Below are 15072 nucleotides of genomic sequence, written 5' to 3'. Positions count from 1 at the left end.
AAGGAAGACAATGAAGAAGAAACAAAACACAGTAGAAGATATCAAACGAATAGCCGATGAAGAAAATGTTCGATTTTTACGATTAATGTTTACAGACATTATGGGAACAATCAAAAATGTGGAAGTTCCAGTGAGTCAATTAGACAAAGTACTAAGCAATAAAATGATGTTTGATGGGTCTTCTATTGAAGGTTTTGTGAGAATTGAAGAAAGTGATATGTATTTGTATCCAGACGTATCGACATGGATGGTTTTTCCATGGGAGAGCACACACGGGAAAGTTGCTCGTTTGATTTGTGACATTTATAATCCAGATGGTACACCGTTTGCTGGAGATCCTCGTGGCAATTTAAAACGAGCCTTGGCGGATATGGAATCACTAGGCTTTACTTCATTCAATCTTGGGCCTGAACCAGAATTTTTCTTATTCAAATTAGATGAAGATGGTAAAATCACAACTGATTTAAATGATCGAGGTGGCTATTTTGATTTTGCGCCAACCGATCTTGGTGAAAATTGTCGTAGAGATATCGTTCTTGAGTTAGAAAGTCTTGGATTTGAAGTTGAGGCGTCACATCATGAAGTAGCGCCTGGTCAACATGAGATAGACTTTAAATATGCAGATGTTATCGAAGCTTGTGACAACATCCAAACCTTTAAATTAGTCGTTAAAACAATTGCTAGAAAACATGGCTTGCACGCAACTTTTATGCCAAAACCTTTATATGGCATCAACGGCTCGGGGATGCACTGCAATATGTCTTTATTTAAAGGCGAAGAAAATGTCTTTTTTGATGAAAATGGTCTAATGCAATTAAGTCAAACGGCGTATCATTTCCTTGGTGGATTATTGAAACATGCTCGCGCTTATACAGCGGTTTGTAATCCAACTGTTAATTCATATAAACGTTTGGTACCAGGATATGAGGCTCCGGTATATGTTGCTTGGAGTGGACGCAATCGTTCGCCGTTAGTCCGTGTTCCGGAATCACGTGGGTTATCTACTCGTTTAGAATTACGTTCTGTTGATCCATCAGCAAATCCATATTTAACAATGGCAACACTTTTACAAGCGGGATTGGATGGAATCAAAAATGAAATCGATCCACCACAAGCGGTTGACCGTAACATTTACGTGATGAACGAAGAAGAACGAAAAGAAGCACAAATACATGATTTACCTTCAACGCTGCACAATGCTATTAAAGAATTACGTAAAGATGATGTAATGATCAATGCATTAGGTGAGCATATTTATGTGAACTTTGTTGAAGCGAAACGTATGGAATGGGCTGCTTTCCGTCAAACTGTTTCGGAATGGGAAAGAGAACAATATTTAGAATTATACTAAGAATCGTGAGGTTGGGATGTGACTCGTAGAGTGATGTTTCAGCCCCTTTTTTTATATTGTTCAGTTAATGAGTACAAAGTATGCTATACTTATAAGTGAGAATCGTTATCAATTGGACTTGAAAAGGAGTGGAAATCATGATCGTTCAAACTGTTACATTTATTATAAAAAAAGAAGGAAAAGAAAGATTTGATGCTAAAACAGGGAAAGATGTCGCTTCAATGTTAGAGTTTCCAGGTTGTATATCAAGTGAATGTTGGTATACAGAAAATAAAGATACGTGTGAGTTTATGTTGGTATCTAAATGGCAGAGTAAAAAAGATTTCCAAAACTGGTTAAAACGTCCAGAGCATTTACAAGAGCATCGAGAGGCACATCAAAATAAAGAAGCTACACCGTCTATCGTCATAGAAAAAATCAGAAAGAGCTATGAAGTTTCTGCTTAAAAAATATAAGAGTCTAAGGTGAATTTAGTTGCTTTGGATTCTTTTCTTTTATACTTCGAGTCTGTTCAAATAAGTGTAACTTTCATAAAAAAGCAGGTATAGTAGAAGGGAAACAACTATTAAGGAGAACAGTAATGAAAAAATCGAATTTTACTCCAACGATGTTTGAAAAACTTCAACAACATGGGTGGGATAAAGCGGCTCTGCGCGTATACATAATGAATAAAAACGAAAATAAACTGAACGTTGATCAGATGGTTTTTTTAGTTGGTTCTGAAATCTATACTGAAATGTTTGACAAAAGCCAGCTTTCTGATGAAGAAAAGGTTTTACTCGTTATCGATCATTTGGGGGGGTATCTAAATGAGTCAGGTGATTTACACTTTGAATCCTCTGAATATAAATTTTACGATCAAATGCCTCCAGGAGCTCCTTTTTTCGATAGCTACTCAAAAGCAGTCCAACGTGCGTATCCAAATGGGTTGGTCATTACACAAATAGATAAAAAATTATCCAAAATAATCCTTAAGAAAAAATACGCAAACGAAACAAAAATTCATCAATTTAGAAACCGATTAGATAAATGTATTATTGAATATGTGGAAAGGTATAAAAGAAGAAATAGTTTGAAAAATGATGAAGCAGCCATAAAAATGATTCTTAAAAATAATTGGTTTTATGCTGATCCTCAGTATCATAATCGCGCTCATTTAGATGTAGAGATATCGACGGTTGATCTTCAAAAACGAAGTAGAACTCTTACAAATAAAGGATTAGTAAAAAAAATCAGAAAACGAGGTTTCTATCGAAAAATGCTATCTGGTGATTATCATAGTGAATTTATTTTAGATGAACAAGGTCAGTTATTAAGTCAATGGAAAGCAGAAAGCGAAGAAAAAGACTATTTAGAATGTGCAATCGCAAACGGAGAATCTTTCAACTATGGCGAGCGCCCCAGATTTGATCCCTTTCATACACACGATAAATTAGATGGAACCCCTCCTAGATATTTCGACACGCAAAAGCGGAATCAACTCAAACGATATTGGATTTCGCCAACTGATAATCGATTTTATCAATTGATTAGGAGATTATCTGAAAAAAGATTCAAATACAAAGGTAAAAAGAATAAGAATTAAAATATAAAATAAAGAGTAACGAAAATTGAGATTTCCGTCCCAACTTGTTTCTTTTTCACAAAAATTCGGTATATTCTAAAGTGGAAAAGCGAAATAATCAATAAACTTTGTGAAATATTTTCACAAACTGTTTTAAAATAGGGAGGCTTCCGTTATAATAGAGAAGAATATGCGTGCAACTATTCTACTTTTAGATAGAAGGATGATGACTAGATAATGCGAAAAATGAAGACGATGGATGGAAATACAGCTGCTGCATACATCTCATATGCGTTTACTGAATTAGCCGCTATTTATCCAATTACACCAAGCTCAACGATGGCCGAACTTGTAGATCAGTGGTCGGCTGAGGGAAAGAAAAATATTTTCGGACAACCTGTTAAAATTGTTGAAATGCAATCAGAAGCAGGAGCTGCTGGAGTGGTCCATGGATCGCTAAAGACAGGCGCATTAACCACTACATATACTGCTTCACAAGGATTATTATTGATGATACCGAACATGTACAAAATTGCTGGAGAGTTGCTTCCATCAGTCTTTCATGTAGCAAGTCGAGCTGTGACAACAAATGCGTTGAATATTTTCGGTGATCACGGAGATGTTATGGCTGCTCGTCAGACAGGATTTGCTATGTTATGTGAAAGTAGCGTCCAGGAAGTCATGGATTTATCAGCCGTCGCGCATTTAGCGTCCATTGAATCAAGTGTCCCGTTCATAAACTTTTTTGATGGTTTTCGGACAAGTCATGAAATTCAAAAAATCGAAGTACTGGACTATGAAGAATTAGCTCCTTTATTAGATCAAAAAAAATTAAGCGATTTTCGTAGTAGAAGTATGAACCCCAATCATCCTTCAGTTAGCGGAACGAACCAAAATCCAGATATCCATTTCCAACAACGTGAAACAATCAATCGTTATTATGAACAGATTCCAACTGTTGTGAAACATTATATGAATGAAATCAATGCCTTGAGAGGGACAAACTACGATTTAGTTACTTATTATGGTGTTGAAGATGCAGAAGAAGTAATCGTTTCTATGGGGTCAGCTGCTCAAGCAATCGAACAAACAATTGATCACTTAACAAAGCAAGGTAGAAAAGTTGGCTTCTTAAATATTCATTTGTATCGTCCTTTCCCGATAGAAAACTTCTTGGAAAAAATGCCTAAGACAGTGAAAGCAATCGGCGTGATGGATCGTACAAAAGAACCAGGCGCGGGCGGTGAGCCTTTACTTTTAGATGTACAAAGTGCGATGTATGAATCTGATTTGCGTCCGATGATCATTGGAGGACGGTACGGATTAGGCTCAAAAGATGTGTTGCCGAATCAAATCGTTGCGATTTATGATGAGCTGTTAAAAGATAAGAAAGAGGCAAAAAGTCGTTTTACGATCGGAATTGTAGATGATGTGACCTACACCTCATTGGATTGCGGTGAAGCACTCGATCTGACCAACCCAAAAACATATCAGGCAAAATTCTGGGGGTTTGGCTCAGATGGAACTGTTGGAGCAAACAAGTCGGCCATCAAAATTATTGGGGATCATACGGATAAATATGCGCAAGGATTCTTTTACTACGATTCAAAAAAATCTGGTGGACTAACGGTTTCTCATTTACGTTTTGGCGAAACACCGATTCGTTCAACTTATTTGATCGAACATGCTGATTTTGTGGCATGCCATACTGCTGCGTATTTAAATACGTATGATTTAGTTAAAGGATTGAAAAAGGGCGGAACTTTTTTACTTAATACCGTCTGGAATGATGAGCAATTAGAACGCTTTTTACCAAATAAACTAAAACGCTACTTAGCTGAAAATGAAATTGATTTTTATACGATCAATGCTGTTAAACTAGCCAGTGAAGTTGGCTTAGGCGGTCGAATCAATACGGCAATGGAAACGGCTTTCTTTAAATTAGCTGCTATCATGCCGTTTGAGGAAGTATTACCGATCTTAAAAGAAGAAGCTTTCAAAAGCTACTCTAGAAAATCAATGGCCGTTGTTGAAAAAAATATTCAGGCAATCGAACGGACAGTGGCGCTTTTGCATAAGGTCAAAGTGCCAGCCACTTGGAAAACTATTGAATTAAAACCAAGAGTACGCAAAGAAAATGTGACGGATTATATACATGAAATCGTAGAACCAATCAATCGCCAAGAAGGAAATGAGCTTGCGGTGAGTGCGTTTATCAAAAATGATATGACAGACGGTCGGATGCCACTTGGGACAACAGCTGTGGAAAAACGCGGAATTGCTGTTGAAGTGCCAGAATGGAATAGTGATCGTTGTACAATGTGTAACGAATGTGCATTTGTTTGTCCACATGCCGCGATTCGTCCATTTTTGGCAGATGATGAAGAAATGGGAGAAGCACCTGAAGGGTATATTGTCAGAGAAATGCGCGGTGCGGATGGCCTAAAATACCGAATCCAAGTTTCAGTAGAAGATTGTACTGGTTGCGGTCTTTGTGTAGATGCTTGTCCAGCAAAAGGCAAAGCTCTAGTAATGAAACCATACGAAGAGCAAAAAGAGCAAGCAATGAATTGGGCATTCTCCATGACGTTGAAGCAAAAAGAAAATCCAGCCAAACCAAATACCGTTTTAGGATCACAATTTAATAAGCCGCTATTGGAATTTTCAGGTGCTTGTTCTGGTTGTGGCGAAACGCCTTATGTGAAATTATTGACTCAAATGTTTGGTGATCGGATGATGATTGCCAATGCTACTGGTTGTTCTTCTATTTGGGGCGGAGCAGCACCAGTTTCTCCGTATACAACAAATGATGAAGGACAAGGTCCTGCTTGGTCTAACTCATTATTAGAGGATAATGCTGAATTTGGTTACGGAATGCTTTTAGCCAGTCAAACCCGTCGAGAACACTTAGCGATGAAGATGAGTGAGGCAATGAAGAGTGCTTCATCGGAGTTAGCGTTGTTAATGGAAGATTGGATCAATCATATGCATACTGGTGAAGGCACACAACAACGTGCCGCAAAACTGAAAGCTGCTTTGATCGACGAGAAAAATGGGCAACCATTACTAGAAGCAATTTATGCAGATCATGATTTATTTGTGAAAAATAGTCAATGGATGATCGGTGGAGATGGTTGGGCTTATGACATTGGGTATGGCGGAATCGACCATGTTCTTGCAAGTGGAGCAGATGTGAATATGTTGGTTTTAGACAATGAAGTGTATTCTAATACCGGTGGTCAAACATCAAAAGCAACCCCTGCTTCTGCCATCGCAAAATTCTCTGCTAGTGGAAAGTACGTGTCTAAAAAAGATTTAGGCATGATGGCAATGACGTATGGTAACGTTTATGTAGCTCAAATTGCCTCGGGTGCGAATCAAATGCAGACGATCAAAGCCTTAGAAGAAGCAGAACGCTTCCCGGGACCATCGATTATTATCGCATATACACCTTGTATCACACATGGCTTAGCAGGCGGAATGAGTAAAACCTTACAAGAAGCCAAAGAAGCTGTTCATTCAGGATATTGGTCGTTGTATCGCTATAATCCAGAATTGAGAGAATCAGGAAAAAATCCAATGACCTTAGATTATAAAAAGCCAAATTTTGATACGATGCAAGAATTTATGCGTAAACAAGTTCGTTTTTCATCATTAGAATCTACACAGCCTGAATTTGCTGGTCAACTTTTTGAGAAAACAGTCGAGGATGCAAAAAATCGATTTTACAATTATGCTCGTATGGCAGGTCAAGAAGAAAAAATTCGAGCAAAATTAGAAAAAACAACGGATGAAGCTGTGAGTGAAAAAGCACCTCGTATCAAAAAAGAACGAGTAGTTGATCCAGAAGCCGAAGCAAGAAGAGCGGCTAGACGGGCAGAACGTGCTGCAAAACGAGGGAAAGTAGAAGAATAATAACGTGTTTTATTTTAGAATTAGGTTGTGACAAAAGTCGTTTAGGTTCAAGCAATTGGACTAAAAACCGTACAATGCGTTTTATGTATTGTGCGGTTTTTAGGAAATTGTCGACGAACCTGACTTTTTCACACCGTTTTTTTAATTCAAGGTGAGGTTAATAAAATTCAAAGAGTTTTGTCACCGTTCCGTTTATTTTGTTTAAATTTTTCTATCGTTCATTCTCATCCTGTAACCAAGCAAAAGATTATGGTATACTTATTAAGAAATCTTCAGAGAGAAGTGAGGTTTATGATGTCTTTTCAACTTAGTCAATTATTTGATTTGAATTATTGGCGGCAATTGATCTCATCAGATTTCTTGTCGCGTGATTATATCATCAATATTATAGATATTCTGGTAGTATGGTACCTCGTCTACAAATTGATCATGCTTGTCAAAGGGACAAAAGCTGTCCAATTGTTAAAAGGGGTCGCAGTCTTCATTGTGATTCGAATACTGAGTGAGATCATTGGACTCCATACACTGTCCTGGCTGATGAACCAAGTTATCATGTATGGTGTGATTGCTGCAGTTGTGATCTTTCAACCAGAAGTCCGCCGAGGCTTAGAGCATTTAGGAAGAAGTTCATTTTTCCGTGCAAGCAGATCTGAACAGCAGGAAGACGAAAAAATGATTCTTGCTTTTGATAAAGCCATTCAGTATATGTCGAAACGAAAAATCGGTGCACTGATCACAGTGGAAAAAAATACTGGCCTAGATGAATATATTGAAACGGGGATTCCTTTAGATGCCGATATCACAGGAGAATTGCTAATCAATATATTTATTCCCAATACGCCATTGCATGATGGAGCAGTGATTGTGAAACAAGGAAAAATCGCTGTAGCAAGTGCCTACCTGCCGTTGTCTGAAAGTAACTTGATTCCAAAAGAATTTGGGACGCGTCACAGAGCGGCCGTCGGTATCAGTGAAGTTAGTGATGCTGTGACCATCATTGTGTCTGAAGAGACAGGGGATGTCAGTCTCACTTTGAATAATGATCTGATTCCTAAATTGACACAGGAAGAATACCTGAGAATTCTTCGAGCAGAATTAGTGCCAAAAGAAGAACGCAAGGATAAAAAGAATCTTTTGCAACACTTTATTGAAGGTGTATCGAAAGGGGCGAAAAAGAAATGAAGATCCCCTATCAAAGCAATTGGTTCTCAGGATTATTAGCGTTACTTTTTGCTTTGTTATTATTTTTTAATGCCAATGCATCAGGGAATTTATCCGATATAACAGGTGGGAGCCAAGTTTATGATGAAATGTTGTATAACATTCCTGTTCAATTAGAATATGACCAAGATAAGTATTTTGTGTCTGGTTATGAAGAAACTGTCAATGTTCATTTAAGTAGTGCCAATCGAATTCAACTGAATTTAGAAGCAAATGAAGATACAAGAAACTTTCAAGTCGTGGCTGATTTGACCAAAACACCGATTGGGACATCAGAAATCCAATTGCGAGTTAAAGGATTGAGTACGGCAGTAACAGCTGAAATCGAGCCTAAAACGATTACTGTAACGGTAGAGAACAAAGTAACAAAATCGTTCGATGTTGAAGCGCAACTACCAGAATCGATTGAGGCAGAAGGCTACAAAGTAGAGAAAATTGCGGTTAGTCCTAAAACTGTTGAAATCACAACGGGAGAAGAGACTGCCAAAGCGATTACACGTGTTATTGCTCCCTTGTCCAATGTCAAACAATCGGTTGATACGATCAAGCAAACGGTCAATGTTCAAGCAATTGATAGCAAAGGACAAGTGTTAAGTATTGAAAATCCAGCACCTCAAGTAAAAGTCGTTGTTGATTTGACCTTACCTTCAAAAGAAGTGGGTCTTACGATCAGTCCAACTGGCTCACCACCAACAGGGGTTGAGAATTTCACATTTAATCTTTCAGAACAAAAAGTGGAAATTAGAGGAACAAAATCTGTTTTAGATGCAATTGATACAATAGAGTTACCAGTTGACATAAGTAATATAAAATCATCAACCAAACAAAAAATAAAAATACCGACAAATACAGAGTATATTGTTTCACCTGAGGAAGTAGAAGTGACGATCAATCCAGTCTTTGCAGGAACAAGTACAAGTTTTTCTGGAACTAGCGGACAAGGCACAACGACATCAAGTTCGAGTCGATCGGTCCCAACGTCTGTGCCTTCCAGTGAAAAAACAACAAGTTCCTCTAGTACATCAAGCTCGTCGAGTTCGTCTAGCATTGAAAGTACAACTGAAGATGATCTGGAAAATGGGAGTAGTTCAGTTCCTGCAAATTAAGTTGATTGACTAAGAAAACCCATTATTCTATTGAGGACACCTCATAAGAATAATCGAGGCTAGCTTAGTAAGTAGAAGGAGAGTTATGATGGGTAAATATTTTGGAACAGATGGTGTTAGAGGAATTGCAAATAAGGAATTAACACCAGAATTAGCATTCAAATTAGGCCGTTTTGGCGGATATGTTTTAAGTCAACATGAAGATTCTACACGTCGTCCAAGAGTATTGGTCGGTCGTGATACACGTATATCAGGTCAATTATTAGAGCAGGCGTTGATTTCAGGTCTTTTATCTGTTGGGATCGAGGTATTTCAATTAGGTGTTATTTCAACACCCGGCGTTGCGTATCTAACAAGATTACAAAAAGCGTCAGCTGGTGTCATGATTTCAGCTTCTCATAACCCAGCAGAAGACAATGGGATCAAGTTCTTTGGGGCAGATGGCTTTAAATTAGTGGACGATCAAGAACTTGAAATTGAAGCGTTATTAGATGCAGAAGAAGATAATTTACCTCGTCCTTCAGCTGAAGGCTTAGGTACATTGGATGAATTTCCTGAAGGCTTATTGAAATATTCTCAATTCCTCGTTCAAACGATACCAGGTGACTTATCTGGTTTAACGGTTTGTATCGATGCCGCAAATGGAGCAACGGCAACTTCTGTCAACCGTTTATTCGCTGACTTAGAAACTGATTTCTACACAATGGGTACAAGTCCTAATGGTTTGAATATCAATGATGGTGTAGGGTCTACACATCCAGAAAAGTTAGCTGAAATGGTTGTTGAAAAAGGCGCTGATGTGGGTCTTGCATTCGATGGTGATGGTGATCGAATTATTGCAGTGGATGAATTAGGAAATATTGTTGACGGAGACAAGATCATGTTTATCTGCGCAAAATACCTTGCCGAAAAAAATCGTTTGAAAAAAGATACGATCGTCACGACCGTTATGAGTAATCTGGGTTTCCGCAAAGCAGTGGAAGCCGCTGGTATGAAAGATGTAATCACTCAAGTTGGTGACCGTTATGTTGTGGAAGAAATGCGTAAAAATGATTATAATTTTGGTGGAGAACAGTCAGGACATATGATTTTCTTAGATTATAATACAACAGGTGATGGCATGCTTTCCGGTATTCAGTTATTGAATGTTATGAAACAAACTGGGAAAAAATTATCTGAGTTAGCGTCAGAATTAACTGTTTATCCACAAAAATTAGTGAATATTCGTGTAACTGATAAACATGGTGCAATGGAAGTTCCAGCAATCAAAGAAATTGTTGACTTAATGGAGGCAGAAATGAATGGCGATGGTCGTATATTAGTTCGTCCTTCTGGGACAGAGCCTTTATTACGAGTGATGGCAGAAGCACCAACACAAGAAAAAGTGGATTATTATGTAGATAAAATCGCAGAAGTCGTGAAAGCTGAAATCGGCATAGGATGATAATCTTTTTTAGAATAACCTGCATACATGGAAAATGTATCAGGTTATTTTTCTGTTTTTATAAAGGACGAATAATCGTTGCTGAAAGTAGGTGATTGTTCGATAATATTATTGACAGAACTACTATAAAAAGGTACTATGTTTGAGAATTGATAGTGAAATAATCAGTGGTCAGCCTGTTCGTTCGTAAAAAATGATGAATAGAATAATTAGTGAGAGGGAGATTAAATGGGGAACTATTTAGTTTTACAAACAGATTTTGGGCTTGGTGATGGCGCAGTAAGTGCAATGTATGGTGTTGCTCATATGGTAAGTGATGAGATCATCATTGGCGATTTGACTCATGAAATTCCTCCTTATGATATTTGGGCAGCGTCTTATCGTTTGTATCAGACAGTGAAATATTGGCCAAAAGGCAGTGTTTTTGTCTCTGTTGTTGATCCGGGGGTAGGCAGTACAAGACGAAGCATCGTAGCGAAAACAAATTCGGGGCATTATATTATTACTCCAGATAATGGTTCGTTAACGCATATTTCTCATTATCAAGGAATTGAAGAGATTCGTGCAATTGACGAAGTAACGAGTCGTTTACCACATTCAGAAGAAAGTCATACGTTTCATGGCAGAGATATTTATGCATACAATGGAGCGCGCTTAGCGAGTGAGGAAATTTCTTTTGAGGAATTAGGTAAGACTGTTGCGATTGATTCTATTGAAGCGTTACCGTTGATTGAAGCAAAGCATGATCAACATATTTTAGAAGGCAGTATCGATGTTTTGGATATCCGTTTTGGTTCCTTATGGACCAATATTCCATTGGCGTTTATGAAGGAAGAAAAGATTGTTCATGGTGACCAGCTACAAGTAACAATCTATCATCAAGGGAAAAAAGTGTATCAAAATATTATGAAATTTGCTAAATCTTTCGCAGATGTTAATATTGGGGAACCTTTAGTTTATGTAAATTCATTAGTAAATATTGGTGTAGCAGTCAATCAAGACTCATTTTCTAAACTCTACCACATTGGTACTGGAACGGATTGGACGATCCGATTAAGAAAAGCACCGAAGATCATTTTTGAATAGGAGTAGGGAATATGAAAAAAGATTTTTCAGTAAAAACAATTGTGGCAATTGGTATCGGATCAGCTGTATTCGTAATTTTAGGGCGTTTTGTGGTGATTCCAACAGGCTTTCCTAATACAAACTTAGAGACAGCCTACCCATTTTTAGCACTGATTTCTGTTATTTTTGGACCGGTTGCAGGTGGCTTGATTGGGCTGATTGGTCATACGCTAAAAGACTTTACAACATATGGCAGTGCATGGTGGAGTTGGATCATTTGTTCTGGTATTATAGGAGTGGTGTATGGTTTAGCAGGAAGGAAAATCGATCTTATACACGGCGAATTTAATAAAAAAGACATTATTTATTTTAATATTTATCAAGTGATTGGAAATGCCGTTGTTTGGGGATTGATTGCACCGACATTAGATGTATTGATTTACAGTGAACCTGCTAGTAAAGTCTATACACAAGGTGTGATTGCCGTTGTATTAAATATTATTGCAGTAGGAATCATCGGTACATTGTTGATGGCAGCGTATGCTGCAACGCGGACTAAAAAAGGTAGTTTAACAAAAGATTGATTATGTAGTAAAATGAAATTAGCATAAATATAATTTCTGAAATAAAATTAAGGGCGAGAAAAAGCAAGCTTGATTTTTAAAGCTGAACAGCCTTTTCTTGTCCTTTTTTACATAGAATGAGGGAGCGTCATCGATGAAGAAACCACTGATAACTTTTGACAATTTTACTTTCCAATATCATAGTCAGGCTGAACCTACATTACATAGTATTGATTTAACGATTTATGAAGGGGAGAAAGTCTTGATCGTAGGTCCAAGTGGTAGTGGCAAATCAACTTTTGCCCAATGTATCAATGGACTGATTCCTTATAGCTATGAGGGCGAAATAACTGGAAATGTTACGATTAGGGATAAAGAATTAACAAAGACAAGTCTATTTGAGTTATCTTTTGACGTTGGGACAGTGTTGCAAGATACAGATGGTCAATTCATCGGATTAACAGTAGGAGAAGATGTTGCATTTGCTTTAGAAAACGACGAAGTATCGCAAAGTAAGATGAAACAAGAAGTCGATCATTGGACTAAAATCGTTGGATTGAATGATTTTTTACAGCATCGGCCGCAAGATTTATCAGGCGGACAAAAACAGCGAGTATCGATGGCTGGTGTGTTGATCGATGAAGCACCGATTTTATTATTTGATGAACCACTTGCGAATTTAGATCCTAAAGCTGGTAAAGAAACAATTGCATTGATTGAAGAAATCCATCAAAAGACAGAAACGACGGTTTTGATTATCGAGCATCGTCTGGAAGATGTTCTATATCGTTCGGTTGATCGTGTGATTGTTTTTAACGATGGGCGAGTTGTCGCCGATTTACCTGCAGATGAGCTGCTCAAAACAGATATATTAACGGAACAAGGAATTCGAGAACCACTTTATGTGACAGCAATGAAATATGCAGGCGTAGATTTGGAAACAGTTCAATATTTGGCTGACATTGAAAAAGTCCAAGCACCTGACTTAAAACTACAAATGGAAAAATGGATGAAAAAACCAGCTCAAATACCCAAGCAAGAAACGTTACAACCATTATTGAAATTGGAAACTATTATGTACCAATATAATCGAAAGGATCAATATGTTTTAAATGATGTTTCGGTTACATTCAATCGTGGCGAAATGCTGAGTATCGTTGGGAAAAATGGTGCTGGTAAATCCACTTTAAGTAAAGCAATCTGTGGTTTTGTTACACCGCAATCAGGCAAAATGACTTGGTCAGACGAAGATTTTACTCAGTTTTCAATTAAAGAACGAGCAGATAAGATTGGCTTTGTCATGCAAAATCCGAACCAAATGATTTCAAAGAAAATGATTTTTGAAGAAGTTGCTTTAGGATTGGTCTTGAAAGGCATGCCAGAAGCAGAAATCAAGGAACGCGTTGAACAAGCTTTAAAAATCTGTGGCTTGTATTCATTTCGCAATTGGCCAATTTCAGCGCTTAGTTTTGGTCAGAAAAAAAGAGTCACCATTGCTGCGATTTTAGTTCTGGAACCTGAAATGATCATCTTAGATGAACCAACGGCGGGACAAGATTTTAAACATTATACTGAAATGATGACATTTCTAGAAAAGCTCAATGAACGTGGAGTCACCATTGCGATGATTACTCATGACATGCATCTTATGTTGGAATATACAGAGCGAGCAATAGTCTTGTATGATGGCAAAATCATCGCAGATACATCGCCAGTTAAAGTATTGACTAATTCCCAATTAGTGGAGCGTGCATCATTGAAAGAAACAAGCTTATTTACTTTTGCTCAACATTTAGGTTTGGACGATCCCTTTTTGTTTACAGAAAACTTTATGACTTATGATCAGGAGGTGCGTTTGAAATGAATGAACATCAAATGTTAGGTTATATTCCTGATAATACAATGATTCATAAATTGAATGGAACAGCTAAATTAATTTTTTTGATTTTATTGTCTGTGGCATGTATGACCACATATGATACGCGTTTTTTGATTGGTATGACGGTATTTTCACTCGTTTTATTTAAGTTATCAAATATTAAGTGGCACCAGATTTCATTTGTTGTAAAATTTATTTTTGTATTTTCATTACTGAACATTATTGCCGTTTATCTTTTTGCACCAGAATATGGGGTAGACTTATACCAGTCTAGAACGCTTGTTTGGGAAGGGCTTGGACGTTTTACTATAACACAAGAGCAATTATTTTATGAATTTAATTTAGTTCTAAAGTATTTTTGCACAATACCGCTGGTACTAATTTTTCTTTTAACGACAAACCCTAGTGAATTTGCATCTAGTTTAAATCGGATTGGTGTTAGCTATAAAATTAGTTATGCTGTGGCTCTGGCAATTCGCTATATTCCCGACATTCAAGAAGATTTTTTCAATATCTCTCTGGCGCAACAAGCACGTGGGTTTGAAATGTCTAAAAAAGGCAAACTAATGCAACGATTAAAAGGAACCGCTCAAATTGTTTTTCCTTTGATTTTGTCTAGCTTAGATCGAATTGAAACAATCAGTACGGCAATGGAACTACGTCGTTTTGGGGAAAAAAAGAAAAGGACTTGGTATGCTCAGCGACCATTTCATGCTTCTGATTTTCTTGTTATTGGCTTAGCAGTTTTATTAACTGTCATAAGTTTTGCCTTATTTAAAGTCAATGGCGGAAGATTTTATAATCCGTTTAGTTGATTGTTTTTAAGAAGTTAGAACACGAATCTTTATATGAATTCCATGTGGAGGCTGGGACAAACACTCATGAGGGCTACCGCCCTCACCAAACAGAATGAAAATAAAGTGATCGACCTACAGGCTATTTCCTGTCATACTAGAGATGACAG

General features: G+C 37.5%; 11 protein-coding genes. All 11 read left to right on the top strand.

What is annotated here, in order from left to right:
- Nucleotides 1–10 precede the first annotated feature (10 nt).
- The 11 genes from glnA (at nt 11) to BCR22_RS07600 (ending at nt 14923) form a co-directional block, all read left to right on the top strand.
- Entirely contained in the window at nt 11–1351 is a 1341-nt protein-coding gene (gene glnA / locus BCR22_RS07650; protein WP_069654351.1) for a type I glutamate--ammonia ligase, read from the top strand.
- Nucleotides 1352–1488: 137 nt separating this feature from the next.
- On the top strand, nt 1489–1797 hold the full coding sequence (locus BCR22_RS07645; protein WP_069654350.1) for an antibiotic biosynthesis monooxygenase family protein: 309 nt from the start codon (nt 1489–1491) through the stop codon (nt 1795–1797).
- 134 nt (nt 1798–1931) lie between these two features.
- Entirely contained in the window at nt 1932–2936 is a 1005-nt protein-coding gene (locus BCR22_RS07640) for a DUF3114 domain-containing protein (RefSeq protein ID WP_069654349.1), read from the top strand.
- Between the two features lie 216 nt (nt 2937–3152).
- A complete protein-coding gene (nifJ, locus tag BCR22_RS07635; RefSeq protein ID WP_069654348.1) occupies nt 3153–6830 on the top strand; it encodes a pyruvate:ferredoxin (flavodoxin) oxidoreductase in 3678 nt (1225 codons plus the stop codon).
- Between the two features lie 294 nt (nt 6831–7124).
- Entirely contained in the window at nt 7125–8012 is an 888-nt protein-coding gene (cdaA, locus tag BCR22_RS07630; protein WP_069654347.1) for a diadenylate cyclase CdaA, read from the top strand.
- A complete protein-coding gene (locus BCR22_RS07625) occupies nt 8009–9157 on the top strand; it encodes a CdaR family protein (protein WP_069654346.1) in 1149 nt (382 codons plus the stop codon). The genes cdaA and BCR22_RS07625 overlap by 4 nt, the downstream gene beginning before the upstream one ends.
- Before the next feature lie 88 nt (nt 9158–9245).
- Complete coding sequence (glmM, locus tag BCR22_RS07620) at nt 9246–10601, top strand: phosphoglucosamine mutase (protein WP_069654345.1); 1356 nt, start codon at nt 9246–9248, stop codon at nt 10599–10601.
- Nucleotides 10602–10829: 228 nt separating this feature from the next.
- Nucleotides 10830–11687: an SAM hydrolase/SAM-dependent halogenase family protein gene (locus BCR22_RS07615; protein ID WP_069654344.1), complete on the top strand. Its 858-nt coding sequence runs from the start codon at nt 10830–10832 to the stop codon at nt 11685–11687.
- Between the two features lie 11 nt (nt 11688–11698).
- Complete coding sequence (locus tag BCR22_RS07610) at nt 11699–12250, top strand: ECF-type riboflavin transporter substrate-binding protein (protein ID WP_069654343.1); 552 nt, start codon at nt 11699–11701, stop codon at nt 12248–12250.
- 133 nt (nt 12251–12383) lie between these two features.
- Nucleotides 12384–14093 (top strand): ABC transporter ATP-binding protein, encoded by a 1710-nt coding sequence (locus BCR22_RS07605; RefSeq protein WP_069654342.1) that lies wholly within the window; start codon nt 12384–12386, stop codon nt 14091–14093.
- On the top strand, nt 14090–14923 hold the full coding sequence (locus tag BCR22_RS07600; RefSeq protein WP_069654341.1) for an energy-coupling factor transporter transmembrane component T family protein: 834 nt from the start codon (nt 14090–14092) through the stop codon (nt 14921–14923). The genes BCR22_RS07605 and BCR22_RS07600 overlap by 4 nt, the downstream gene beginning before the upstream one ends.
- Nucleotides 14924–15072: the final 149 nt, after the last annotated feature.

The sequence above is a fragment of the Enterococcus plantarum genome (assembly GCF_001730295.1).
Taxonomy (GTDB): Bacteria; Bacillota; Bacilli; order Lactobacillales; family Enterococcaceae; genus Enterococcus_L; species Enterococcus_L plantarum.
Note: the sequence above shows the minus strand (reverse complement) of the source record. Positions and strands in the feature narration are given on the sequence as shown.